The organism is Mycobacterium tuberculosis H37Rv (genome assembly GCF_000195955.2).
GTDB classification, from domain to species: domain Bacteria; phylum Actinomycetota; class Actinomycetes; order Mycobacteriales; family Mycobacteriaceae; genus Mycobacterium; species Mycobacterium tuberculosis.
In genome coordinates, this window is sequence record NC_000962.3 from 663,451 (window position 1) to 688,723 (window position 25,273).

The window sequence follows — 25,273 nt, forward strand, 5'->3', positions numbered from 1 at the left end:
CAGGGATCGCAGGGATCACCCCGGCCGGCTAGCGGTTTAGCCGCTTGGGCCTGGGCCGCACAAGTGGTCGATGAACCAATCGCACGCCAGCTTGGCAACCTGTTCCAGCGTGCCTGGTTCTTCGAATAGGTGTGTGGCGCCGGGGACCACGGTGAGTTGGCATTTCCCGGGTATTACCGCTTGCGCTCGTTGGTTCAGCTCGAGGACCACCTGGTCGCGTCCACCCACGATCAGCAGCGTCGGTGCCACCACGCTCCCCAGCGAATCACCCGCGAGATCGGGCCGGCCGCCGCGGGACACCACCGCCCGCACGTTCACGCGCGGATCGGCGGCCGCGACCAGCGCCGCACCCGCTCCCGTGCTGGCGCCGAAGTAGCCGACCGGCAGCGATGCGGTGTCGGGCTGGGTGGCCAACCAACCGGTCACGTCGATGAGTCGGGAAGCGAGCAGCTCAATGTCGAAGACGTTGGCGCGGTTGCGTTCTTCTTCGGGCGTGAGCAAGTCGAATAACAGCGTCGCAAACCCGGCCCCGGTCAAGACCTCTGCAACGTACCGATTGCGGATACTGTGCCGGCTGCTGCCACTGCCATGTGCGAAAACCACAATTCCCCTGGGTTTTTCGGGGACAGTCAGGTGCCCTGCCACCGGTACTGGACCGGCAACGACCTGGACCTCCTCATCGCGAAGCGGTGGGTCAGCGGCGGCATCGATCGCACCTGCCTCGGCGAAGTCGCGGTGAGCACGATCCAGAAACGCCACCACCTCGTCGTCGGAGGTCTGGGTGAAGTTGCGGTAACCCTGCCCGACGGCGAAGAACAACGCCGGCGTCGCCAAACACACCACCTCATCGGCGTACCCGGCGAATCTCGCCACGATGTCGTCTGGGCCGATCGGGACCGCCAGCACCACCTTGTCCGCACCGTGCGCCCGGGCGACCTGGCACGCCGCCTTGGCCGTCGCTCCGGTGGCGATGCCGTCATCGACGATCACCGCGATCCGCCCGGTCAACGGGATGCGGTCACGCCCGCGGCGGAAGCGTTCCGCGCGGCGTTGTAGCTCGATCAGCTGCTTGCGTTCGACCGCGTCCATGGCGGCAGCATCGAGGTGTGTCCCGCGGACGACGTCGTCGTTGAGCACCCGCACGCCGTCCTCACCGATGGCGCCGAAAGCCAATTCGGGTTGGAACGGCACGCCAAGCTTGCGCACGACCAGGACGTCGAGTGGCGCTTGCAGTGACTTGGCGACCTCAAAGGCCACCGGTACCCCGCCGCGCGGCAAGCCAAGGACGACGACGGCCTTGCCGGATAGCTGCGCCAGGCGTTGCGCCAACTGGCGTCCAGCGTCGCCACGATCGTCAAAGAGCTTCATCTGCCGAGTGTGTCGCCATCTCATGGCTCCAAATATGGAATTAGGTCCCTGGGCCGACTGACGACAGTCCCTCAGCGACCGGATTGCGCATCCCGCCTTGTACGCTACTCCGCAAATCCCGGGCTTGCGTCCGCGGAAGCGAACTCGGCGGCGCTACGGTGGTGGCTCACTTCGGCCGTGCGCACTCGGATCGACGGGCCGATGGCGGCCGGGCCCGCGCGCTTCATAGGTCATCGGATTGAGGTGATCGACTCGGCGATGAGTGTTCGAAAGATGACTCAGTGGTGTGCCTTCCGTCGGTGAGCTGCACGACATATGTGCGGTCGTCGGCGTCGTACTCAACCGTGCCGCCCGAGACAACCATCCCAACCAACGCATTGCCGTCCTGGAAGTAGTACGCGTTCTTTTCTCGGCGCATGGAATCCAGGTGGCAACCGGGCACTATGAGGACGCTCCTGCGGGGATCGTCGGTGAAGACCAGAATCCGCGCGCCCCGTTTCTGGGCTAGGGGATGCTTCGTAGGCTTCCGTTGCCGCATGTGCCGCTTGATGGCGTGCTCACCCATTTTGGTTTTGCCCTCTCACTTGACGCTGCGTTGCCTAGCATGCCAACCGGCTAGCTTCGCGGAACGTGCTCCCCGGGGTGCGGGCATTCACCGGGCACGTGAATCAGTACTGCGCCGTCATCGACGATCCCGGCTTGACCGCGGCGATGGGCGGTGATGTATAGCCATCCGGGTTCGATGGTTTGCTTGCAGCGTGTACATTGCGGGTCGGCGGCCATGTGCTCCTCGCTTCCCTAGCCTCACGGTTTGCGCCGTCGGTCGACAGGCGAACTGCTCTTCGCCGATGTACGTCACTGCTTCGGCGGCTAAACCCCTTGTCCAGCACGACAAGTCCAACCGGCCTGCGTCGGCGGAGTTTGGCCTCGTGCTCGGCTGGCGGTGCTCATGGTGTCCCTCCGGAACTCGGGGTAACGGCAAGCTTTCGATGCGTCGGCAGTCCGAAATCTAGAGACGACGAACTTGTTGTTCTAGGGTCGTTTGGCCTTCGCCCCGACGACGTTGGACCCGGGGTGGGCTTCGGCCGTGTCGGCGTGCCGCAGCCGGGCGAGTTCGCCCACGATCCTGTCGCTGACCGCCACCGGATACGAGTAGCCGGTGTCCTCGAGCGAGCGCAGCTCCGGCGGGAGCGCGTCGATCTGCTGGCGGGCCCAGTCCCGCGCGCCGTCCAATGTGGGTGCATGCTGCCGGATGCGTCGGCCGTTGGTCATGATGGGCACCAGCAACGGGTCCCCGGGAAGGTTTTCACCGTGCTCGCCGAGCGTGTCGCCGCAAAAGACTCCGTGCTCGAGCTTACGGAACACCTGCTTGCGTCCCGGGTAGATCACCTTGCCGCTGGAGAACTTGGTGCGCCCGCTGCCGTCGTATGCCACCAGCTTGTAGGCCATGTCCAGCGCGGGCGCGTCTTGAGCCACGACGAGCTGGGTGCCCACGCCGAAGCCGTCGATCGGACAGCGGGCAGCCAAAAGCGCGGCGATGCGGTTTTCGTCGAGGCCCGACGACGCGAAGATCTCGACCTGCTCGAGACCGGCGGTGTCGAGCCGTGCACGGGTCGCCTTGGACAGCTCATCGAGGTCGCCGGAATCCAGCCGGACCGCGCGCACATCGAAGCGATTGCCCAGCCGCTTGGCCAACTCGATGACGTGATCGACGCCGCGTAGCGTGTCGTAGGTGTCCACGAGCAGCATGGTGGCTGGGTAGAGCCGGGCGAACGCCTCGAACGCGGCCACCTCACTGTCGAAGGCTTGAACAAAGCTGTGCGCCATGGTGCCGAACGTCGGGATCCCATATTGGCGGGCCGCGAGCAGATTCGACGTGCCCGCAGCGCCCGCGAGATAACTGGTGCGCGCGACCTTGCAGGCCGCGTCGGTGCCGTGAGCGCGCCGCGCGCCGAAATCCACCACCGGTCGTCCGCGCGCGGCGGCGACCACCCGCGCGGCCTTGCTCGCGAGCACGCTTTGCAGATGAATCTGGTTCAGCACAAACGTCTCGACAAGCTGGGCCTCGATGATTGGCGCGATCAGCTGGACCGCGGGTTCGTTCGGAAAAATCACGGTTCCTTCCGGCGCGGCCCAGACATCTCCGGTGAAACGCACTCCGGCCAGCCACCTCAGGAACTCGTCGGAAAACTGGCCCAGGCCACGCAGGTAACGCAGATCCTGCTCGTCGAATCGAAACGCTTCGAGGAACTCGACCACATCGGCCAGCCCGGCGGCCATGATGTAGGACCTGCCAGGCGGAAGCTTGCGGAAGAATATCTCGAAAACCGCTGTGCCCGACATTCTTTCGGCCCAGTAGGCCTGGGCCATCGTCACCTCGTACAGGTCGGTGAACAGCGCGCCGACGTGTTGGCGGATCGCCATGGTTGCCGGTTACTCCTTGCTCGTTAGGTTGGCAGCGGGAACGACCTCCAGCAGGTTGTCGGGTCGAGTCACGACTCGAATCCCGAACCGGCGGCTGATGCGCTCAATGGTGTTGCGGAGCCATTCGGTGTCGGTCTGGGAGGCACGCTGTAGGCGCATCCGCGACACTCGCAGTGGAAGCATCTGCAGCGAGATCAGGTTCCCGCTGGCGGGATCGGTGACGGTCAGATACAGCAGTCGCAGTTCACTGCGGAACGACTCGTGCCCGCCGATGCCTTCGTAGTCGTCAACGACGTCACCGCATCCGTACAGGATCGGTTTACCGCGATATATCTCGATTGGCCGCGGATGGTGCGAGGAATGTCCGTGGACCATGTCGATGCCGGCGTCGATCAGTCGGTGCGCGAACGCGACGTCGCCGGGTGCGGTCGCATAGCCCCAATTGGATCCCCAATGCATCGAGACTATGGCGATATCGCCGGGGCGTTTGTCCGCCAGCACCTGTGCCGCCACATCGTCGGCGACGTCGCGTTGCGCCGGATCCCGGATCAACCACACTCCGGGCCGGTCGCGGCGGGCGGCCCAGGATTCGGGGACGCCGCTGGATTCCGCCGCTACCGAGCCGACGATCACCCGGCGTTCATGGCCAACCGTGACTAGCGCCGAGCGGCGAGCGGCGAGCAAATCGGCTCCCGCCCCGACACTCTGGATCCCCGCACCGGCGAGAGCCGCGACCGTATCGGTCAGCCCCTGGTAGCCGAAATCGAGAATGTGGTTGTTGGCCAGCGCGCACACGTGCGGCCGCAATGCCGTCAGCGCCGGCACGTTATCCGGGTGCATCCGGTAGCAGACCGGTTTGCGGTCGGCGAATTCACCGTCGGCGGTGATCGTCGTCTCCAGATTGATCAAACAGACGTCGGTCGCGGTGTTCTCAAGGACCGCCAACGCCTCGCCCCAGGGCCAGCGCCAATCCACGGGGAGCGGAATGCGCCCGTTCACCCGCTCGGCCAGGCGAACATAGCCGGTCGCATCCCGCATATACCGTTCGCGCAATTGCGGTTTGCCGGGATGAGGCAGGATCTGATCGACGCCACGGCCGAGCATGACGTCACCGCCCAGCAGCACCGTCACCACATCAGGATTGCCAGCCACTCCGGACCACCGCCGCCTTCAGGTAATCGCCGTAACACGCACCCTATGGCGTACATTGCACGTCATACGATCGGCCGGCGGCGGCCTCGTGGGTGGGGCCGAAGGTCCTCAAGACCGCGCCCAAAGGTCACATTGCCGGCGACAAACCGTGCCTACCTGGCGGAGAGGTGCCCGTCGGCGGTGGTCACCAGGTGTAGTCGGGCAGCTCGAAGTCGTCACGCACGCTGCCGGCGAACAGCGTCGCCAGCGGGCCGAAGTTCATCGTGCGCATCGCAACGTTGCGAAACCACAGGCCGAATCGGGTTCGGGTGGCGAAAAACCAGATGAACTTCGCCGCACTGGCTTGCTTGCCCTCGATGAAGGGACGCAGGCGCTTCTCGTAGGCGTCGAAGGCGCGACGGTGGTCGCCCCCGGCGCGGGCGAGCTCCCCGGCCAGCACGTAGGCCTCGGTGATCGCCAGGCCGGTGCCCTCGCCGCCGAGCAGCGAGATGCACCCGGCCGCGTCGCCGATCAGCAGCACCCGACCGCGTGACCAGCGGTCCATCCGGATTTGGCTGACCACGTCGAAGTACAGGTCCTCGACGTCGTCGAGGGCGGCCAGAATGTCCCGGCTTTCCCAGCCCACGTCGCCGAATTGGTCGCGCAGCTCATCTTTGGGTGCCACGCCGGGGTTGTCGTGTTCGGCGCGGAAGACGAACAAGAACATGGTGCGGTCGCCGCGCAGCGCGAACCGCGCCAGCTGTCGGTCGACGGTGTTGTAGAGGACATAGCTGCGCTCGTCGCGGGGCCGGTAGCCGTCGACCACGCAGGCCGCGACCTTGCAGCCCAGGTAGTGCTCGAAATCCCGCTCCGGCCCGAAGACCAGCCGGCGCACGTTGGAGTGCAGTCCGTCGGCACCGATGACCAGGTCGAAATCGCGCGGGGCGGTCCTTTCGAAGGTGAGCCGGACGCCGTCGCGGTGCTCGTCGATGGTGGCGATGCTGTCGTCGAAGATCGTTTCCACTTGGTCTTCGATCGTCGTGTAGATCGCGGCGGCGAGATCGCCGCGCGGCAAGCTGGTGAAGTCGTCGCCGACCATGCGGCGAAAGACGTCGACGCCCAGGTCGGCTTTGACCTTGCCGGTGGGACCGACGGAGCGGACGTGTTCCATGTGGTAACCCGCCGCTGCGATCTGGTCCGTGATGCCCATTCGTTTGGCCACCTGGTAGCCGACGCCCCAGAAGTCGATCATGTAGCCGCCGGTGCGGAACTTCGGCGCCCGCTCGATCACTGTCGGGGTGTGGCCGGTGCGCTGCAGCCAGTGGGCGAGCGCCGCTCCTGCCACGCCGGCACCGCTAATCGCTACTTTCACACTGCAATTGTGCTCTTCGGCAATAGTTTAGAACAAGACCGGTCGCTCGTTGCCCCTTGATCAATACGTTAGTGAGCGCTAACGTATTGGCGTGTGCCCGACATGCTGGAAGTCGCGGCAGAGCCAACCCGGCGCCGGCTGCTACAGCTCCTGGCACCGGGTGAACGCACCGTTACCCAGCTTGCGTCGCAGTTCACGGTCACCCGTTCGGCGATATCGCAGCACCTCGGCATGCTCGCCGAAGCGGGATTGGTTACCGCCCGCAAACAGGGCCGGGAACGGTACTACCGGCTCGATGAGCGCGGGGTGCTGCGGCTTCGTGCGCTCATGGAGTCCTTCTGGAGCGACGAGCTGGACCGTCTTGTCGCCGATGCCGCCCACTACCCGCCGTCACAAGGAGACTGTGCCATGCCGTTCGAGAAAGCGGTCGTCGTGCCCTTGGATCCGACCAGCACCTTCGCGCTCATCACCCAGCCCGACAGGCTTCGGCGCTGGATGGCCGTCGCCGCGCGTATCGAGCTGCGCACCGGTGGCGCTTATCGCTGGACGGTGACTCCGGGGCATAGCGCGGCCGGCACCGTCATCGACGTCGACCCCGGCAAGCGGGTGGTCTTCACCTGGGGTTGGGAGGACCACGGCGACCCCCCGCCGGGCGGGTCGACGGTGACCATCACGCTGACCCCGGTCGACGGCGGCACCGAGGTCCGGCTGGTCCACGACGGGCTGACCGCGCAGCAGGCCGCCCGGCACGCCAAAGGGTGGAACCACTTCCTGGACCGGCTGGTCGTCGCCGGCCAACGCGGTGACGCCGGTCCCGACGAATGGGCCGCAGCGCCCGATCCGCTCGACGAATTATCTTGTGCCGAAGCAACATTGGCCGTTCTTCAGCACGTACTGCGCGGGATAGGCGCCTCTGACCTGACCAGGCAGACACCGTGTACGGAATATGACGTTTCGCAACTGGCGGATCATTTGCTGCGCTCGCTGGCGATCATCGGCGCTGCGGCGGGCGCGCAGCTGGCGCCCCGCGATGTGGACGCGCCACTGGAAACCCAGGTGGCCGACGCGGCGCAGGCCGTGATGGAAGCCTGGCGGCGGCGTGGCTTGGCGGGCACGGTGGAGCTGAACTCGAACCAGGTGCCTGCGACGGTGCCGGTCGGCATCCTGTGCCTAGAATTTCTGGTCCACGCTTGGGATTTCGCGATTGCCACCGGTTCTCAGGTGATCGCGTCCGAGCCGGTGTCGGAGTACGTACTGGCGGTGGCCGGCAAGGTCATCACCCCGGCAACCCGTAACTCCGCGGGCTTCGCCGCGCCGGCGGCGGTCGGTTCCTTTGCCCCAGTCCTCGATCGCCTCATCGCCTTCACCGGCCGCCAGCCGACCGCAGGCCACGTGTCCGCCACCTAACGAAAGGATGATCATGCCCAAGAGAAGCGAATACAGGCAAGGCACGCCGAACTGGGTCGACCTTCAGACCACCGATCAGTCCGCCGCCAAAAAGTTCTACACATCGTTGTTCGGCTGGGGTTACGACGACAACCCGGTCCCCGGAGGCGGTGGGGTCTATTCCATGGCCACGCTGAACGGCGAAGCCGTGGCCGCCATCGCACCGATGCCCCCGGGTGCACCGGAGGGGATGCCGCCGATCTGGAACACCTATATCGCGGTGGACGACGTCGATGCGGTGGTGGACAAGGTGGTGCCCGGGGGCGGGCAGGTGATGATGCCGGCCTTCGACATCGGCGATGCCGGCCGGATGTCGTTCATCACCGATCCGACCGGCGCTGCCGTGGGCCTATGGCAGGCCAATCGGCACATCGGAGCGACGTTGGTCAACGAGACGGGCACGCTCATCTGGAACGAACTGCTCACGGACAAGCCGGATTTGGCGCTAGCGTTCTACGAGGCTGTGGTTGGCCTCACCCACTCGAGCATGGAGATAGCTGCGGGCCAGAACTATCGGGTGCTCAAGGCCGGCGACGCGGAAGTCGGCGGCTGTATGGAACCGCCGATGCCCGGCGTGCCGAATCATTGGCACGTCTACTTTGCGGTGGATGACGCCGACGCCACGGCGGCCAAAGCCGCCGCAGCGGGCGGCCAGGTCATTGCGGAACCGGCTGACATTCCGTCGGTGGGCCGGTTCGCCGTGTTGTCCGATCCGCAGGGCGCGATCTTCAGTGTGTTGAAGCCCGCACCGCAGCAATAGGGAGCATCCCGGGCAGGCCCGCCGGCCGGCAGATTCGGAGAATGCTAGAAGCTGCCGCCGGCGCCGCCGCCCCCGCCTGCGCCCCCGGCCCCGCCGCGGCCGTCGGCGCCGGGGCTGCCGAACTGGCCGGGCTGGCCGGATTGGCCGATGATGGCCAGGGGCCCGAGGTGTGCGGTGCCGCCGGTGCCACCGGTGCCACCCTTACCGCCAGCCCCAGGGATCGGGAATAAACCGCCGGGGTCGGCCCCTTTGCCGCCGTCCCCACCTCGCCCGCCCGCCCCAGCGGTCCTGAAGCCGTCGCCACCGTGCCCGCCGTCCCCGCCATTCCCACCGGAACTGGCATCAAGGCCGTCGCCGCCGAAGCCGCCCCTTCCGCCGTCACCGCCGGCGCTGACGGTGCTGGTGCCGCCGGCGCCGCCCATGCCGCCGGTGCCGCCGGGGCCAAAGGCGGAGCCAAGGCCGCCACTGCCGCCGACGCCACCGTTTCCGGCGCGGCCGGCCGCCCCTGTCGCACCGGTCGCGCCCAGGGTGGAACCGGTCCCGCCGGCACCGCCGGCACCACCGGTGCCGCCGGTGCCGCCGGTGCCGCCATTTCCGCCAGTCCCGCCAGTGCCAGCGAGGCTGCTGAAGAGAGTGCCGTGGGCACCTCTGCCGCCGTCGCCGCCGGTGCCGCCGGTGCCGCCGGCGCCACCGGCCCCACCATCTCCGCCGGCGCCTTGGCTGCCGTTGTTGCCCGTTGGCGACAGCGCTTTGCCGCCGGCCCCGCCGTTGCCGCCGCCGCCGCCGGCGCCGCCGGTCCCGCCAACCCCGCCGGTGCCACCGTTACCGCCGTGACCGTCCGCGCCAGCGTCGAATGTGCCGGTCGCACCGGTGGCGCCGGTGGTGCCCCGCAGGCCCGTCCCGCCCGTGCCGCCGGCCCCGCCCCGGCCGCCGTCAGCGCCGTCGCCGGCGACGCTCCCACCTTGCCCGCCTACGCCGCCGTCGCCGCCGCGGCCGCCGCTGCCGGTAATGGCTCCGGGATTGCCGTCACTACCGGTGCCGCCGTCTCCGCCATTGCCGCCCGCTCCGCCGTTGCCAATCTGCCCGGCGTTTCCGCCGGCGCCACCGGTTCCGCCGTCACCGCCCATGCCCCTGCTGGCATTGCCGCCGTTGCCGCCGTGGCCGCCGGCCCCACCGCTGCCGCGCAGGCTGCCGTTGCCGCCGTTGCCGCCGTTGCCGCCGGCCGCGCCGTTGCCGCTGAGGGCATGGTCGCCGTTGCCGCCGTTGCCGCCGTTGCCGCCGTTGACATGAATGCTGCTGCTTGAGCCGGTCGCACCGAAAGTGGAGCCGGCGCCGCCACTCCCGCCGGCCCCGCTGGGGCCGGCGTTGCCGCCGTTGCCGCCGTTGCCGCCGATGCCGTTGTTGGTGAACACGCTGCCGTTAGCGCCGTTGCCGCCGTCACCGGGGTCCCCGCCGGTGCCGCCGCTGCCGCCGTTGCCGCCGGCGCCTTGGCTGCCGGTTGTGCCCGCCGGCCCGGCCCCGCCCGGCCCGCCGGTCCCGCCTCGGCCGCCCTTTCCGCCGGCCCCGCCGGCGCCGCCATCCTGGCCGCGGGCACCCGCGGTGGCGCCGTCGGCGCCGTCAATGCCGCGGCCGCCGTTACCGCCAACTCCGCCGGTCCCACCGTCGCCGCCGGCACCGCCGGGGCCTTGGCTGCCGGCGACGCCGTTGGGTGCGGCCCCGCCGTCCCCGCCGTCCCCACCTTTTCCGCCGGTACCGCCAACTCCGCCGGTGCCGCCGGGGTGCCCGTCCGCGCCCGCGCTGGAACCGTTGACACCGTCGCTGCCGGACCCTCCAGTCCCGCCGACGCCGCCGGTGCCGCCGGCCCCGCCGGTGCCACCGTTGCCCGCCCAGGCGCCGCCGGATCCACCGGCCCCACCGTTTCCGCCGGTGCCGCCATCCAGGCCGGGGTTGCCGAGCCTGCCCAGACCGGGCAGGCCTTTGCTGCCGTTGCCGCCGGCGCCGCCGGCGCCGCCGTTGCCGACCAAACCGCCATCACCGCCCCTGCCGCCGGACGCGCCGGTCTGGCCAAAGCCGGTGGCATCGGCGCCTCTGCCGCCGTTGCCGCCGTTGCCGCCGCTGGTGGGGGTGTTGCCGGGTGCGCCGTTGGCACCGGGGGTGGAGCCGCTTCCGCCCTGGCCGCCGGCACCGCCGACACCGGGATCACCGCCGTGGCCACCGGCGCCACCTACACCACCGTTGACACCGAGCGCGCCGGCGGCGCCGTGACCGCCGTTGCCAGGAGTCCCGCCGTTCCCGCCGGCTCCGCCGTCACCGCCAGCGCCCTGGCTGCCGTTCTGGCCCGAGGCGGCCAACGCGAGACCGCCGGCCCCGCCCTCGCCGCCGGCTCCGCCAGGCCCACCGTTACCGCCATTCCCGCCGGGTGAGCCTGCGGCCCCGGGAGCGGACGCATTGAAGCCGATGCTGCCAGCACCTCCGGATCCGCCATCGCCGCCGGCCCCGCCAGCACCTCCGGTGCCGCCGTCACCGGCCTGAGTTCCGCCGTTGCCGCCGGCCCCGCCGGTGCCGCCGGCCCCGCCGGGGCGACCGGGCGCTTCGGATCCAAATCCGAGACCGCCGGCCCCGCCGCGGCCACCGGCCCCACCGGCACCGCCATTACCCACCTGACCGCCGTCGCCACCCCTGCCACCGTTCGCGCCGGTCTGTCCGCTGCTGATAGCGTCGGCGCCTTTGCCGCCGTCGCCGCCGTTACCACCGCTGGTGGAGGTGGTGCCGGGCGCGCCGTTCGCGCCATGCGCGCTGCCGCCGACGCTGGCGCCACCGGCGCCACCGGCCCCACCGGCGCCCGGGTTGCCGCCATTGCCACCGGTCCCGCCGGCACCAAGGTTGTGACCCCACGTCCCGGTAGCGCCGTTGCCGCCGTCACCGGGAGCTCCGCCGTCACCGCCGCTACCGCCAGCCCCGCCGGCGCCGTGGCTGCCGCCGAGGCCGAGCAGACCGTGGCCGCCGCCGGGCCCGCCGACCCCGCCGGTCCCGCCAGCCCCACCATTCCCGCCGTTTCCGCCGGCTTGACCGTCAGCGCCCAAGTTGGTGGCGTGGGCGCCGCTGGCGCCCGCACCGCCGGCGCCGCCGGGCCCGCCCTCGCCGCCGGCCCCGCCGTTGCCGCCGTTGCCCATCAGCACCCCGCCGGCCCCGCCGGCCCCGCCGTTGCCGCCGATCCCGCCGGCCCCGCCAGCGGTGCCGGATCCACCCGGTGTGCTGGCCGACGTACCCGTGACACCGGCGATGCCGTTGCCTCCGGCCCCACCGGCCCCGCCGACACCGAACAACCCGGCGGTACCGCCGGCCCCGCCGTTGCCGCCGACCGCCCCGGCCCCGCCAAAACCCCCGGCGCCTCCGTTGCCATACAGCCACCCGCCCGCGCCGCCGTGACCACCGGCCCCGCCGGTGGTACCCACGCCGCCGGCTCCACCGTTGCCGCCGTTACCGATTAGGCCCGCCGCCCCGCCGGCCCCGCCTCGTTGTCCTGGCGCCCCAGACCCGCCGTTGCCGCCGTTGCCGTACAAGATGCCGCCTGGCCCGCCGGCCTGCCCGGTCCCGGGGGAGCCGTCGGCGCCGTTGCCGATCAGCGGGCGTCCGAACAGCGCCTGGGTGGGCGCATTGACCGCGGCTAGCAAACTCTGTTCAACGTTGACCGCCTCGGCGGCCACGTACGAGCTCGCGGCCGCGGACAGGGTCTGCACGAACCGGTCATGAAACGTCGCCACTTGGGCGCTGACGGTCTGATATTCCTGGGCGTGCGTGCCGAACAACGCCGCAACGGCCACCGACACCTCGTCGGCTGACGCGGGCAGCACTTTCGCCACCGCGGCCGCTGCGGTGTTGGCCGCAGTGATCGTCGAACCAATTTTCGCCAAATCCGTTGCCGCCGTGGTCAGCATCTCCGGCGTCGCGATTACGAACGACATCTCGCTCCCCAGGTCAGGTCAGCCCGGTGTTGCCCGGCGTGGCAAGGAATTGTGTGGCTATCCCGGCGATCTACCATGTGGAGCGAATCTTCGGGATCCCAACTCCAACGATCCCTTGTTGACGCTATCGTCAAAAGGGCAAAACCCCAAACTTTACGCGAACGAACTATCCACAGTGCACCCTCGATTTCCGTCGACACGTGCAAACGGCCAGACCTCGACGGTGCTAGCCCCGCGGCGATATTGCAGGTCTTCGAGCCGGTCGCGCCCCGGGGCGCGAACTCCGTTGCCCTCCCGCGACCCTGCGGGAGAGGATAAGGAATGGTCGGCTATGTGGATGTCCGGGCATACGCCGAGCTCAACGAGTTCGTGGAGCTGCAGGCGCGCGGTCTGACGGTGCGCCGGCCGTTCCGCAGCCATCAGACGGTCAAAGATGTGCTGGAGGCGATGGGCATTCCGCATACCGAGGTGGATCTCATCCTGGTGAACGGCGATCCCGCGGACTTTTCCTACCGGCCGGTCGCCGGCGACCGCATTGCCGCCTACCCTATGTTCGAGGCCCTCGACATCGGGTCGACCGCCAGGTTGCGCCCAGCGCCGTTGCGTAACCCGCGCTTCGTCGTCGACGTCAACCTCGGCCAGCTGGCGCGGCTGCTTCGGCTGTTGGGCTTCGACACACGGTGGTCGAGTGCCGCCGATGATCCGACGCTGGCCGATATCAGCCTGGGCGAGCAGCGAATTCTGCTGACCCGCGACCGCGGCCTGTTGAAGCGCCGGGCAATCACCCATGGTCTGTTCGTCCACTCCCAGCACCCGGAGGAGCAGGCGCTCGAGGTGCTGCGGCGGCTAGACCTCAACGGGCGGCTGGCACCGCTATCCCGGTGTCTGCGATGCAATGGTGAGCTGGCCGCGGTTTCCAAAGACGAGGTGATTGGCCAGCTGGAGCCGTTGACCCGCCGGTACTACGAGTCATTCAGCCGCTGCTTCGGTTGCGGGCGGATCTACTGGCCGGGATCACACCACGCACGGTTGGTTCGCCTCGTCGAACGACTGCGGGACCAGCTAACTACTTCGACCTGACCCGCACGGTGGTGCGCGCGTCGATCGTCGCCAGCTGACACGCCGAAGGTGCAACCACGGCGGCATCGAGCGGCGTGTCCCCGCCACCAATGCACGTTCGGCGCGGCCGGCGCACGCTCGGCGCGGAGCTACGAATTGTCGGCCGGAGTCAACCGAATGGCTACCAGCTTGAGCCGGTCCACCGCCTCGGCGAACTCCTCGAGCGTGGGTATGCGCCGGTCGCGGAAGCTCAACCCCAGCATGCGTTGGCCACGCTTGACGCCATAGGCCTGTGCGGCGCGCAGGAAAAGTTCAGAAACGACCGCACGGTCCCGGATGAGCTCGCCACGCATAGCGGTCGTCTTGCCGTCGTAGACGACCTGGGCGGCGGCACCGTCGGAGAAGTTGTGCTTCCATCCGGCCTCGGTCAGCGCGTAGAGGTCGTTGTCGATGACGTGCGCGCTCAAGGGAATCGAGAAGTGCCGCCCAGTCTTTCGCCCGGTGAAGCTCACCACCATCAGCTGTGTGCGTAGCGGGCCGGCAAGCGGGGTGTGCAGCAGGGAGCGCAGGATCGGGTTGACGAGGCGAAGGAGGGCCGCCGGTGGGTGTGCGATGTCTACCGCATACGACTGATCTGTCATGCCTTCACCGTAGATCCGATCGGGGTTCGCGGCTACGCCGACAAGTTGGTGACGCAACAAGATATATGGCGCCACCGGTAGTACCATACGTATGTGGACAAGACGACGGTCTACCTGCCGGATGAACTCAAGGCGGCCGTGAAGCGCGCCGCTCGGCAGCGCGGAGTCTCCGAAGCGCAGGTAATCCGGGAGTCCATCCGGGCGGCGGTCGGCGGCGCCAAGCCGCCGCCGCGCGGGGGTCTATATGCGGGTTCGGAGCCCATCGCGCGGCGAGTCGACGAGCTGCTGGCTGGCTTCGGTGAGCGGTGATCATCGACACGAGTGCGCTGCTTGCCTATTTCGACGCCGCCGAGCCAGACCACGCCGCAGTGTCTGAGTGCATCGATAGCTCCGCAGACGCGCTCGTCGTATCCCCTTATGTGGTAGCGGAACTCGACTATCTCGTCGCCACCCGGGTAGGTGTCGATGCCGAGCTCGCCGTCCTGCGTGAACTCGCCGGCGGGGCCTGGGAGCTCGCCAACTGCGGTGCCGCCGAAATCGAGCAGGCCGCCCGCATCGTCACGAAATACCAGGATCAGCGGATCGGGATCGCGGATGCGGCCAACGTCGTGCTGGCCGACCGATACCGCACGCGCACGATCCTCACCCTGGACCGTCGGCACTTCTCGGCGCTGCGGCCGATCGGCGGTGGGCGCTTCACCGTCATTCCGTAAACCGCAACCGATTCGGTGCTGCACCGCGGCGTGTTCGTCTTCCGCGTGCGATCCGTCCCTTAGGGCGTGATGGTCGTCTGCTCGTCGATGACGTTGGCGGCGTCCATCAACGTCATCGTCTCGTCGTCGAGCGCGTCGGCGTTGAGTTGAAGCACGAACACCGCACCTTGGCTGGGAATCACCACCGTCTTCTGCGCGACGGTCCGCAACTTGCCGTTCTTGCTGTATGAACCACCGAGCTGCCATGCTGAAAAGCCGCCGAGCGTGGCTGCACTTCCGTCGCCGCTGCCTTGGAAGCCGGGCAGGTTTTTCAACTCGCCGGGTGCGAATTGGAGGACCTTCGCGGGGTCGATGTCACCGGTGAGTTTGGAGAGGATCGCAACGATGGTGGGGGGATCGTTGGGATCGGCGGGCTGGGTGTAGACGATGCCGCCATAGGGTGCGCGGGAGCTTTCCGGAAGCAGCCGCCAATCGTCGGGCACCGGCAGGTCGATGGTCGGGGAGCCGGGGTCGCCGTGGTGCACTGGGGTCTCCTGGATGTGGTTGTCCCGGATATAGTCGGCGATGGTGTAGTTGGGCCCCGCTGCCTGAGCCGAGGTGGTTGCCGACGTAGTCGTTGTCGACGTCGTCGGGGACGTCGTGGTTGGCGACGTGGTTGGCGCGCTGTCGGTCTTGATGTTGAAACTGCAGCCAGCCAGTGCCAGGCTCAGCGCCACCGTCGCGACGGCCGCCGTGAAGTGCTTCATTGCGCGCTCCCGAAGATTGGACCGGCACTTCCGGCCGGTGAGGTCGGATTGAGACTAGTCCAACTGGTGTGCGCGCGACCCTATCACTGCAATCCCATCTCGATTGACCGCAAAACACCGCGGGAACAGGCGTCTATGCAGTAAGAGACAGCTATGCGGGCACGCAGGTTGCGCAGAGCCCTGGCCGCGCTCTTGGCGGTGGCGGGTCTGTTTGTTCCGTTCATTGTTGGCGTGCCCACGGCCTACGACGGTGAGCCGGTGTTCGTCGCCATTCCGGTCGAGCATGTCAATACGCTCATCGGCACCGGCACGGGAGCCGCGATAGTGGGGGAGATCAACAACTTTCCCGGCGCCTCGGTGCCGTTCGGCATGGTGCAGTACTCGCCGGACACCGTCGACAACTACGCCGGCTACGACTACGACAACCCGCATTCCACCGGATTCAGCATGACGCACGCGTCGGTGGGCTGCCCGGCGTTCGGCGACATCTCGATGTTGCCCACGACCACCCCGCTCGGCTCGCAGCCGTGGAGCGCCTGGGAGGAGATCGCCCACGACGACACCGAGGTCGGCGTGCCCGGCTACTACACCGTACGGTTCCCCGGTACCGGGGTGATCGCCGAGCTCACCGCCACCACCCGCACGGGCGTCGGCCGGTTTCGCTACCCCCGCAATGGGTGGCCGGCGCTGTTTCACGTGCGCTCCGGCGCATCGTTGGCGGGCAACTACGCCGCGACACTGCAGATCGAGGACAACACCACAATCACCGGCTCGGCGACCAGCGGCGGGTTCTGCGGCAAGAAGAACCTGTACACGGTGTACTTCGCCATGAAGTTCAGCCAGCCGTTCAGCTCGTATGGCACCTGGGACGGCTACGCGGTCTATCCCGGTTCACACAGCATGAATTCGAGTTACAGCGGGGGGTATGTCGGGTTTCCGGCCGGCTCGGTGCTCGAGGTGCGGACCGCCCTGTCCTATGTGAGCGTGGACGGGGCGCGAGCCAACCTGGACGCCGAAGGCGGAGCAAGCTTCGACGACATCCGTGCGGCGACATCGAGCGAATGGAACGCCGCGCTATCGCGAATCGCGGTGGCCGGCAGGGGGCCTGGCGACGTGGACACCTTCTACACTTGTCTTTACCGGTCACTGTTGCACCCCAACACCTTTAACGACGTGGACGGACGTTACATCGGATTCGACGGTGTCATCCACAGCGTTGCCAGTGGGCACACCCACTACGCCAATTTCTCCGACTGGGACACCTACCGCAGCCTCGCCCCACTGCAGGGACTGTTGTTCCCGCAACGGGCCAGCGACATGATCCAGTCGTTGGTGACCGACGCGGAGCAGAGTGGTGCGTATCCGCGTTGGGCGCTGGCGAATTCCGCAACCGGCATGATGAGCGGAGACAGTGTGGTACCGCTCATCGTAAACCTCTACGCCTTCGGCGCCAGGGATTTCGACCTCAAATCCGCGCTGCACTACATGGTGAATGCAGCGACCCAGGGCGGTGTCGGACTTGACGGTTTCCTGGAGCGGCCGGGAATCGCCGCCTATCTGAGGCTCGGCTATGGACCACAAACGGCGGAATTCCGCGCCAACGGTCGTATCGCCGGCGCCTCGGTCACGCTGGAGTGGTCGGTCGATGACTTTGCCATCTCCCGATTCGCTGATTCGTTGGGCGATACCGCAACTGCCGCCGTCTTCCAGAACCGGTCGCAGTATTGGCAGAACCTGTTCAATCCCACCACCGGCTATATCTCGCCCCGGAGCGCGGCCGGTTTCTTCCCCGACGGTCCCGGGTTCGTGGCATACCCCTCGGGCTTTGGGCAGGACGGATACGACGAGGGCAACGCCGAACAATACCTGTGGTGGGTGCCGCATAACGTGGCCGGTTTGGTGACCGCGCTTGGTGGCCGCACGGCCGTCGTCAAGCGGCTCGACCGCTTTACCAAAAAGCTCAACGTCGGCCCCAACGAACCCTATCTGTGGGCCGGTAACGAGCCCGGTTTCGGGGTGCCCTGGCTGTACAACTACATCGGCCAACCGTGGAAAACCCAGCGGACGGTCGACCGGGTCCGCGGGCTGTTCGGCCCGACACCTGGCGGTGCGCCGGGCAACGACGACCTCGGCGCCCTGTCCAGCTGGTATGTCTGGGCTGCCCTTGGCCTGTATCCGAGCACCCCGGGAACCACCATCCTGACCGTGAACACACCGCTTTTCGATCGCGCCGTGATCGCGCTCCCCACCGGAAAGTCCATTCAGATCACCGCGCCGGGCGCATCCGGGCGGAACCGCCTGAAGTACATCGACGGCCTGACCATCGACCGCCAACCGAGCAACCAGACGTTTCTTCCGGAGTCGATCGTGCGCACCGGAGGCGACCTGACCTTCTCGCTCGCCGGCACACCCAACAAGGTCTGGGGAACCGCGGCGTCTGCCGCGCCGCCGTCATTCGGTGCGGGCAGCTCGGCGGTGACGGTAAATATCGCCCGGCCCATCATCGGGATCGTGCCGGGAGCGACCGGGACCGTGACCGTCGACGCGCAACGGATGATCGACGGCGTCGACGACTACACTGTCACCCCAACGTCCTACGTTGTTGGGATTGCGGCGGAACCGTTATCCGGGCAATTCGACGATGACGGAGCCGTGAGCGCGTCGGTCGCGATCACCGTAGCTCGATCGGTGCCGTCGGGGTATTACCCGATCTATGTCACCACCAGCGCCGGGGATAGTGCCCGGACATTGATCGTGCTGGTCGTGGTCGCCGAGGCGGTGGAATGATCATTGCGCAAGCGCAGAGGAGTTAGATCATTTCGTGTCTGGTCAGCCAGTGCATCACCTGCCAGCCGGCGAATACCGGTAGCCAACAGGTCAATAGTCGATACAGCAGCACCGACGGCACACCCAATGCTGCAGGTACACCGAAGGCGGCGAGCCCACCGATCAGCGCCGCCTCCACCGCGCCAACCCCGCCCGGGGTGGGGGCGGCCGAGGCGAGGGTGCCGCCGACCATCGTCACCACGGTCACCGTGACGAACGTCGTTCCGCCGCCAAAGGCTTCGATACTGGCCCACAGTGCCAACGCAGCTCCGAGCGTCGTTCCGGCACAACCGAGTACGATCAACGCCAGTCGCTTCGGCTCCCGGGCCAACGCAATGAGGTCATTCGTTACCTCCCTGAGCTTCGGCCGCACCGCCGTCGCTAGCCAGCGTCGCAGCTTCGGCACGAAGAGGAATGTCCCGACAATGCCTAGGGCCACACCGGCAATGAGGTAGAGCACCGTGGCATTCGGGACGAAATGAGATAGGTCGGTCGAGGTGCCGGCCAGGGCGCTGAACAGGATCAGCAGCACGAGGTGGACGATCACCTGTACCGACTGCTGCAGTGCCACCGCCGCGGTGGCCCGCACTGCGGTCAGCCCTCCCTTCTGCAAGAACCGGGTACTCAACGCTAGCCCGCCGACGCCGGCCGGGGTAGTCGTTGCAGCAAAAGTGTTGGCTACCTGCATGATTGACAGCTTCCAGAAGCCCACCAGCCCATCAGCGCAGGCCCACAACGCCGCTGCCGCACCGACATACGTCAGCGCCGACACCGCTAGGCCCAGTAGCGCCCACCACCAGTTCGCGGTTCGCAGCTGGGAAAAGAACGTGGGCACGGTACTGATGAAAGGGTAAGCGACATAGACCAGAGCACCGATTAACACCAGTTGAATGAGCTGGCCGCGGCTGAACCGGGTGATCGTTTCGGCTTTGATCTGATCCGCGCCCGTTTGCCGCATCACCTCGGCGCGTGTGCTGGCGATGACCGCATTTGGGTCGGTTATCGACTCTCGGATTCGTTTTGGCACAGCGGATTTGGTAAGTCTTCGCGATGCCGCCAGGATGGCTTGCTTGCCGAACGTGTCAATGGCTGCGGTCACGGCGGCCTCGGCGTCATACAGCGCCGACGTCGTCACCAAGAGTTGGGCCAGGTCGGATTGGAGTTGGGCGTCGGTGGCGCCGTACTCGGCCTCACCGAACCCGCCGAACAGCACCGCGCCGTTGTCGACGGTGATCTCGGCACTACACAGGTCCCCGTGGGAGATCTGCTGGTCGTGCAGGGTCCGTAGCGCCTCCCAGACATGGGCAGTCGGCGTGGTTTTGGTGCATTCGCTGATGCCGATTCCGCGAGCGGGCCGGTGTGCATACAACGTCCATCCCCGGTCGAGCGGGGACACCGCGATCACCGTCGTGTTGGCCATGCCTAGATCGCCGAAGGCAATGGCCATCAGCGCGCGATGCTCGACCGCACGGCGCATGGAGGCTTGCAGGGGTGCGGTCTCGGTGCCGCGCAACGTCAGCTTCAGCCAGAGTTGGCGCAGCGCGCCGCCGCCACTTTGGTGCGGGCCGTACAACTCGATCAATGCCTCGCTGCACGCCCCGGCGTTGGGCTGCTCGCAAGCGGCCGACAGTACCAGTGGCCCGGGCCCGGCCGGCCGCACAACCGCGAGCCCGGACACCGCGAATCCGCGTTTTGCCAACGCGCGAATGGCACCATCCAGTGGCACTTCAAGCGCTGGTGTGCCGACGACCAGGACCACCAACGCGCCGACCAACCACCCCACCGCCAGCCCCAACAATGAGCGGGCCGGCACAATCGCGCTGACAACCAGATGGATCGGCACGAATGCCAACAGCAGCGCCCACCACCAGTGCCGCCAGCGCGCGGGCAGCCAGGGACCCGACACGGTGAGCACCGCCGCGAGCATCGCGATCCATCGCGGGTCATCGAGAAACTGGGCCAGCAATGTGGCGAGCCGGTCGGAAAGGTCAAAGTGCCATCGGGGTGCCGCGATGCGGCTACTGCTGATCGACAACGGGAGAACGGCCATAAGTCCGGCGGCCGCATACGCGCCCAGCAGCTTCCACTGCCGGGAAACGATCAGGCCAATCAGGATCACGAACGGCAACGCCAAAATCGCCAGGCCGTACCCCAGGTACACCAGATCGGATTGCGACGGGGACAGCACCCCGACGATCTCCGAGATGGATTTCTCCAGCGCCACCCACTGCGGGCGGGTGATCAGCGAACTCGTGATCACCGCCACGAGGTAGATCGCCGCCAGCACCGCCCGGATGATGTCGTTGGTGCGCCGGGTCAGTGGTTGCAGCAAGTTACCGGAAACGCCGATGTCGCGTCCGTCAACTCGCATGTTCTAACGATCTTCCGAATCAGGGCCCGCGGTGTCTGGTGCCGTTTCGCGGCTCCGCGGACAACTTAGCCCGATAACTGCGTGGGGTGTCGGTCTGACCACTTGACGTCTTACCAATCTTCATTCACACTGGGCGCATGGCGCTGCAGCCGGTGACTCGCCGATCGGTGCCCGAAGAGGTCTTCGAGCAGATCGCTACCGATGTGCTCACCGGCGAGATGCCGCCCGGCGAGGCGTTGCCCAGCGAGCGTCGGTTGGCTGAGTTGCTCGGAGTGTCGCGACCCGCGGTCCGCGAGGCGCTCAAACGGCTGTCGGCCGCAGGTCTGGTCGAGGTGCGTCAGGGCGACGTCACCACCGTGCGTGACTTCCGGCGGCACGCCGGCCTGGATCTGTTGCCCCGATTGTTGTTTCGCAACGGTGAGCTGGATATCTCCGTCGTCCGCAGCATCCTCGAGGCCCGGCTGCGCAATTTTCCGAAGGTCGCGGAACTAGCGGCCGAACGGAACGAGCCCGAGTTGGCGGAATTGCTGCAGGATTCGCTGCGTGCGCTGGACACTGAGGAAGATCCGATCGTGTGGCAACGCCACACGCTCGACTTTTGGGATCATGTGGTCGACAGCGCCGGTTCGATCGTAGATCGATTGATGTACAACGCATTTCGTGCTGCTTACGAGCCGACGCTAGCTGCTCTGACCACCACGATGACCGCTGCGGCTAAGCGTCCGTCGGACTACCGGAAACTCGCGGATGCGATCTGCTCAGGTGATCCCACCGGAGCGAAGAAAGCCGCCCAAGACCTACTCGAACTTGCGAACACATCGTTGATGGCCGTACTCGTTAGCCAGGCGAGTCGGCAATGACCACCCACGCCGTGATCATCACCTATCTCCGCGACCAGACGCAGCCCGCCGTCGATGCGATCGGCGGGTTCTACCGGACATGCGTACTGACTGGCAAGGCGCTGGTTCGGCGGCCCTTCCATTGGCGTGAGGCGATCGAGCAGGGCTGGTTCATTACCAGCGTCTCGTTGCTGCCAACCCTGGCGGTGTCGATTCCGTTGACCGTGTTGATCATCTTCACGCTCAATATCCTGCTGGCCGAGTTCGGCGCCGCCGACATCTCCGGCGCCGGCGCGGCGCTAGGCGCGGTCACCCAGCTGGGCCCGCTGACCACCGTGTTGGTGATTGCCGGCGCTGGAGCCACAGCGATCTGCGCCGACCTGGGTGCCCGCACCATCCGGGAAGAGATCGATGCGATGGAGGTGCTGGGCATCGACCCCATCCACCGGCTGGTGGTGCCTCGGGTCGTTGCCGCGACCATCGTCGCCGCACTGCTTAACGGCGCGGTGATAACCATTGGCCTGGTTGGTGGTTTCGTCTTCAGTGTCTTCATCCAACACGTCTCGGCCGGCGCCTACGTGGGCACGCTCACCTTGGTCACCGGTCTACCCGAGGTGATCATCTCGGTGGTCAAGTCGGCGACGTTCGGCCTGATCGCTGGCCTAGTCGGCTGTTACCGCGGGCTGACCACGAAAGGCGGCCCCAAGGGAGTTGGAACCGCCGTCAACGAAACCCTGGTGCTGTGCGTGATCGCGCTGTTCGCGACCAATGTGGTGTTGACCACGATCGGCGTGCGGTTCGGGACGGGACACTAGCATGGTGGAGTCTTCAACGGCATCAGCGGCAGCCGTATTGCGGGCCCGCTACCCACGCACAGCCGCCAGCCTTGACCGCTACGGCGGCGGCACGGCCCGAAGACTTGAGCGGACAGGGACTTTCGCGAGATTCACCCGGATCAGCGTCGTGCAGATCGGCTGGGCACTGCGTCGCTATCGCCGGGAGACGCTGCGCCTGGTCGCCGAGATCGGGATGGGCACCGGCGCGATGGCCGTCGTCGGCGGCACGGTCGCGATCATCGGTTTTGTGACGCTGTCCGGCGGCTCGCTGATCGCCATCCAGGGCTTCGCGTCGCTGGGCAACATCGGTGTCGAGGCGTTTACCGGATTCTTTGCCGCACTGGCCAACACACGCGTCGCTGCGCCCATTGTCTCCGGTGTCGCGCTGGCCGCGACGGTGGGCGCCGGCGCCACCGCACAGTTAGGTGCCATGCGGATCAGTGAGGAGATCGACGCGCTGGAAGTGATGGGCATCAAGTCGATTTCGTTTCTGGTCTCCACTCGGATTCTAGGAGGGCTGGTGGTGATCATGCCGCTGTACGCGCTCGCTCTCGACATGGCTTTCACCTCTGGTCAGGTGGTCACAACCGTGTTCTACGGCCAGTCCAACGGCACCTATGAGCACTACTTCCGCACCTTCCTGCGCCCAGAGGATGTGGGTTGGTCGGTCGTGGAGGTGGTGATCATCGCGGTGGTGGTGATGATCACCCATTGCTACTACGGGTACACCGCCAGCGGTGGCCCGGTTGGGGTCGGCCAGGCGGTTGGTCGATCGATGCGTTTCTCGCTGGTCTCGGTGGTGGTCGTTGTCCTGCTGGCCGAGTTGGCGCTCTACGGCGTCGACCCGAACTTCAATCTCACGGTGTAGCCGCGGTGCCAACGCTGGTGACGAGGAAGAACCGACGTGCGTGGCTGTATGTGGAGGGTGTTGTCCTGCTGTTGGTGGGCGCGTTGGTGCTCGTATTGGTGTACAAGCAGTTTCGTGGGGAATTCACGCCGAAGACCGAGCTGACTATGGTCGCCTTCCGGGCTGGGCTGGTTATGGAAGCTGGATCCAAAGTCACCTACAACGGGGTGGAGATCGGCCGGGTGGGCAGCATTTCGGAGATTGAGCGTGACGGCCGGCCGGCGGCGAAGCTGGTTTTGGACGTGAATCCTCGCTACATCAGCCTGATTCCGGTCAATGTGGTGGCCGATATCGAGGCGGCCACCCTGTTCGGCAACAAGTATGTTGCGCTGTCCGCGCCGAAAATTCCTCAACAGCAGCGGATTTCCTCACATGACGTGATTGATGTGGGGTCGGTGACCACCGAATTCAACACGTTGTTCGAGACGATCACCTCGATCGCCGAGAAGGTGGATCCGATCGAGCTGAACGCGACGCTGTCCGCGGTAGCACAGGCGCTGGATGGGCTGGGCGGCAAGTTCGGTGAGTCGATCGTTAATGGCAATCAGATTCTGGCGCAATTAAATCCGCGGCTGCCGCAGCTCGGCTATGATGTTCGGCGGTTGGCGGATCTCGGTGAGGTCTATGTCGATGCTTCGCCGGATCTGTGGTCCTTTCTGCAGAACGCACTGACCACTGCGCGCACATTGACCAGCCAACAGCGCGATCTGGATGCCGCGTTGTTGGCGGCTACGGGTGCGGGCAACACCGGTGAAGACGTTTTTGCTCGAGGCGGGCCGTATCTTGCGCGCGCAGCCGCCGATCTGGTGCCCACCGCTACGCTGCTGGACACCTACAGTCCCGAACTGTTCTGCATGATCCGCAACTTTCACGACGCTGCGCCCAAAGTCGCGGACGCGGTGGGCGGCAACGGCTATTCGCTAGCGGCCGCCGGAACGATTTTGGGAGCACCCAATCCCTATGTCTATCCGGACAATCTGCCGCGGGTGAATGCCCACGGTGGACCCGGGGGCCGACCGGGCTGCTGGCAGACGATCACCCGGGAGCTGTGGCCGGCACCCTATCTGGTGATGGACACCGGTGCCAGCCTCGCACCGTACAACCACGTCGAGCTCGGCCAACCGATGTTCACTGAATACGTATGGGGACGCCAATACGGAGAGAACACGATCAACCCATGAAAACCACAGGCACAACTATCAAACTCGGCATCGTCTGGTTGGTGCTGTCGGTGTTCACCGTGATGATCATCGTGGTGTTCGGGCAGGTGCGGTTCCATCACACCACCGGGTACTCCGCGGTGTTCACCCATGTCAGCGGGCTGCGGGCCGGGCAATTTGTCCGCGCTGCGGGCGTAGAGGTCGGCAAGGTCGCCAAGGTAACGCTGATCGACGGGGACAAGCAAGTATTGGTGGACTTCACCGTGGATCGCTCGCTGTCACTGGATCAGGCGACGACCGCCTCGATCCGCTACCTCAACCTGATCGGCGACCGGTACCTTGAGCTCGGCCGCGGTCACAGCGGTCAGCGGCTGGCGCCGGGTGCCACGATCCCGCTCGAGCACACCCATCCGGCCTTGGATCTCGACGCTCTGCTCGGCGGGTTTCGCCCACTCTTCCAAACGTTGGACCCAGACAAGGTCAACAGCATCGCCTCCTCGATCATCACCGTGTTCCAAGGGCAAGGCGCCACCATCAACGACATCCTCGACCAGACCGCCTCGCTGACGGCAACGCTGGCCGACCGGGACCATGCGATAGGTGAGGTCGTCAACAACTTGAACACCGTGCTGGCCACCACCGTCAAGCATCAAACGGAATTCGACCGCACGGTCGACAAGCTAGAGGTGCTGATCACTGGACTGAAGAA

General features: G+C 66.7%; 19 protein-coding genes. 10 read left to right on the forward strand and 9 right to left on the reverse strand.

From position 1 onward, the window contains the following. Positions 1–36 precede the first annotated feature (36 nt). The 5 genes from Rv0571c to Rv0575c all read right to left on the reverse strand — a co-directional run bounded on the left by Rv0571c (position 37) and on the right by Rv0575c (position 6,295). Positions 37–1,368 carry a hypothetical protein gene (locus Rv0571c; RefSeq protein NP_215085.1) on the reverse strand — a complete coding sequence of 444 codons (1,332 nt, stop codon included), beginning with the start codon at positions 1,366–1,368 and terminating at the stop codon, positions 37–39. 223 nt (positions 1,369–1,591) lie between these two features. Beyond that, positions 1,592–1,933: a hypothetical protein gene (locus Rv0572c; protein ID NP_215086.1), complete on the reverse strand. Its 342-nt coding sequence runs from the start codon at positions 1,931–1,933 to the stop codon at positions 1,592–1,594. Positions 1,934–2,400: 467 nt separating this feature from the next. Continuing rightward, positions 2,401–3,792: a nicotinic acid phosphoribosyltransferase PncB2 gene (pncB2, locus tag Rv0573c; RefSeq protein ID NP_215087.1), complete on the reverse strand. Its 1,392-nt coding sequence runs from the start codon at positions 3,790–3,792 to the stop codon at positions 2,401–2,403. A 9-nt stretch (positions 3,793–3,801) separates the two neighbouring features. Next, a complete protein-coding gene (locus Rv0574c; protein NP_215088.1) occupies positions 3,802–4,944 on the reverse strand; it encodes a hypothetical protein in 1,143 nt (380 codons plus the stop codon). 184 nt (positions 4,945–5,128) lie between these two features. Next, complete coding sequence (locus Rv0575c; protein NP_215089.1) at positions 5,129–6,295, reverse strand: oxidoreductase; 1,167 nt, start codon at positions 6,293–6,295, stop codon at positions 5,129–5,131. 102 nt (positions 6,296–6,397) lie between these two features. Here Rv0575c and Rv0576 point away from each other — a divergent pair, with 102 nt between their 5' ends. Then, positions 6,398–7,702: a transcriptional regulator gene (locus tag Rv0576; RefSeq protein NP_215090.1), complete on the forward strand. Its 1,305-nt coding sequence runs from the start codon at positions 6,398–6,400 to the stop codon at positions 7,700–7,702. Between the two features lie 13 nt (positions 7,703–7,715). Further along, positions 7,716–8,501 (forward strand): hypothetical protein, encoded by a 786-nt coding sequence (TB27.3, locus tag Rv0577; RefSeq protein ID NP_215091.1) that lies wholly within the window; start codon positions 7,716–7,718, stop codon positions 8,499–8,501. A gap of 44 nt (positions 8,502–8,545) precedes the next feature. Here TB27.3 and PE_PGRS7 read toward each other — a convergent pair whose 3' ends face one another. Further along, complete coding sequence (gene PE_PGRS7 / locus Rv0578c) at positions 8,546–12,466, reverse strand: PE-PGRS family protein PE_PGRS7 (RefSeq protein YP_177739.1); 3,921 nt, start codon at positions 12,464–12,466, stop codon at positions 8,546–8,548. Positions 12,467–12,787: 321 nt separating this feature from the next. On the opposite strand from PE_PGRS7, the gene Rv0579 reads away from it, so the two are divergent. Beyond that, on the forward strand, positions 12,788–13,546 hold the full coding sequence (locus Rv0579) for a hypothetical protein (protein ID NP_215093.1): 759 nt from the start codon (positions 12,788–12,790) through the stop codon (positions 13,544–13,546). A 128-nt stretch (positions 13,547–13,674) separates the two neighbouring features. On the opposite strand, the gene Rv0580c is transcribed toward Rv0579, so the two are convergent. Further along, complete coding sequence (locus Rv0580c) at positions 13,675–14,166, reverse strand: hypothetical protein (RefSeq protein ID NP_215094.1); 492 nt, start codon at positions 14,164–14,166, stop codon at positions 13,675–13,677. Positions 14,167–14,259: 93 nt separating this feature from the next. Here Rv0580c and vapB26 point away from each other — a divergent pair, with 93 nt between their 5' ends. Together vapB26 and vapC26 are read left to right on the forward strand one after the other, a co-directional pair. Beyond that, positions 14,260–14,475: an antitoxin VapB26 gene (gene vapB26 / locus Rv0581; RefSeq protein ID NP_215095.1), complete on the forward strand. Its 216-nt coding sequence runs from the start codon at positions 14,260–14,262 to the stop codon at positions 14,473–14,475. Beyond that, entirely contained in the window at positions 14,472–14,879 is a 408-nt protein-coding gene (vapC26, locus tag Rv0582; protein NP_215096.1) for a ribonuclease VapC26, read from the forward strand. The genes vapB26 and vapC26 overlap by 4 nt, the downstream gene beginning before the upstream one ends. A gap of 59 nt (positions 14,880–14,938) precedes the next feature. Here the strand turns inward: vapC26 and lpqN are convergent, their stop codons facing one another. Further along, the gene (gene lpqN, locus Rv0583c) at positions 14,939–15,625 is read right to left on the reverse strand and encodes a lipoprotein LpqN (RefSeq protein ID NP_215097.1); all 687 of its coding nucleotides are present in this window, start codon (positions 15,623–15,625) and stop codon (positions 14,939–14,941) included. 153 nt (positions 15,626–15,778) lie between these two features. Between lpqN and Rv0584 the strand changes: the two genes are divergently transcribed. Further along, positions 15,779–18,412, forward strand: a complete 2,634-nt coding sequence (locus Rv0584) for a glycosidase (RefSeq protein ID NP_215098.1) — start codon at positions 15,779–15,781, stop codon at positions 18,410–18,412. A 22-nt stretch (positions 18,413–18,434) separates the two neighbouring features. Here the strand turns inward: Rv0584 and Rv0585c are convergent, their stop codons facing one another. Continuing rightward, positions 18,435–20,822 carry an integral membrane protein gene (locus Rv0585c; RefSeq protein ID NP_215099.1) on the reverse strand — a complete coding sequence of 796 codons (2,388 nt, stop codon included), beginning with the start codon at positions 20,820–20,822 and terminating at the stop codon, positions 18,435–18,437. A gap of 137 nt (positions 20,823–20,959) precedes the next feature. Between Rv0585c and mce2R the strand changes: the two genes are divergently transcribed. Genes mce2R through mce2A form a run of 4 tightly spaced genes read left to right on the forward strand, consistent with a single transcriptional unit; the run spans position 20,960 to position 24,585 of the window. Further along, positions 20,960–21,682, forward strand: coding sequence for an HTH-type transcriptional regulator Mce2R (gene mce2R / locus Rv0586; protein ID NP_215100.1), 723 nt, complete (start codon positions 20,960–20,962; stop codon positions 21,680–21,682). Next, positions 21,679–22,476 (forward strand): hypothetical protein, encoded by a 798-nt coding sequence (yrbE2A, locus tag Rv0587; RefSeq protein ID NP_215101.1) that lies wholly within the window; start codon positions 21,679–21,681, stop codon positions 22,474–22,476. The genes mce2R and yrbE2A overlap by 4 nt, the downstream gene beginning before the upstream one ends. Before the next feature lies 1 nt (position 22,477). Then, on the forward strand, positions 22,478–23,365 hold the full coding sequence (locus Rv0588; RefSeq protein ID NP_215102.1) for a hypothetical protein: 888 nt from the start codon (positions 22,478–22,480) through the stop codon (positions 23,363–23,365). Positions 23,366–23,370: 5 nt separating this feature from the next. After that, entirely contained in the window at positions 23,371–24,585 is a 1,215-nt protein-coding gene (gene mce2A, locus Rv0589) for an Mce family protein Mce2A (RefSeq protein ID YP_177740.1), read from the forward strand. Positions 24,586–25,273 lie beyond the last annotated feature (688 nt).

Coding starts and splice junctions, on each gene's coding strand:
- Rv0579 (NP_215093.1), top strand. CDS start 12,788: ATGGTCGGCTATGTGGATGTCCGGGCATACGCCGAGCTCAACGAGTTC.
- yrbE2A (NP_215101.1), top strand. CDS start 21,679: ATGACCACCCACGCCGTGATCATCACCTATCTCCGCGACCAGACGCAG.
- Rv0585c (NP_215099.1), bottom strand. CDS start 20,822: ATGCGAGTTGACGGACGCGACATCGGCGTTTCCGGTAACTTGCTGCAA.
- mce2R (NP_215100.1), top strand. CDS start 20,960: ATGGCGCTGCAGCCGGTGACTCGCCGATCGGTGCCCGAAGAGGTCTTC.
- PE_PGRS7 (YP_177739.1), bottom strand. CDS start 12,466: ATGTCGTTCGTAATCGCGACGCCGGAGATGCTGACCACGGCGGCAACG.
- Rv0588 (NP_215102.1), top strand. CDS start 22,478: ATGGTGGAGTCTTCAACGGCATCAGCGGCAGCCGTATTGCGGGCCCGC.
- Rv0580c (NP_215094.1), bottom strand. CDS start 14,166: ATGACAGATCAGTCGTATGCGGTAGACATCGCACACCCACCGGCGGCC.
- lpqN (NP_215097.1), bottom strand. CDS start 15,625: ATGAAGCACTTCACGGCGGCCGTCGCGACGGTGGCGCTGAGCCTGGCA.
- TB27.3 (NP_215091.1), top strand. CDS start 7,716: ATGCCCAAGAGAAGCGAATACAGGCAAGGCACGCCGAACTGGGTCGAC.
- pncB2 (NP_215087.1), bottom strand. CDS start 3,792: ATGGCGATCCGCCAACACGTCGGCGCGCTGTTCACCGACCTGTACGAG.
- Rv0571c (NP_215085.1), bottom strand. CDS start 1,368: ATGAAGCTCTTTGACGATCGTGGCGACGCTGGACGCCAGTTGGCGCAA.
- Rv0576 (NP_215090.1), top strand. CDS start 6,398: ATGCTGGAAGTCGCGGCAGAGCCAACCCGGCGCCGGCTGCTACAGCTC.
- Rv0584 (NP_215098.1), top strand. CDS start 15,779: ATGCGGGCACGCAGGTTGCGCAGAGCCCTGGCCGCGCTCTTGGCGGTG.
- Rv0572c (NP_215086.1), bottom strand. CDS start 1,933: ATGGGTGAGCACGCCATCAAGCGGCACATGCGGCAACGGAAGCCTACG.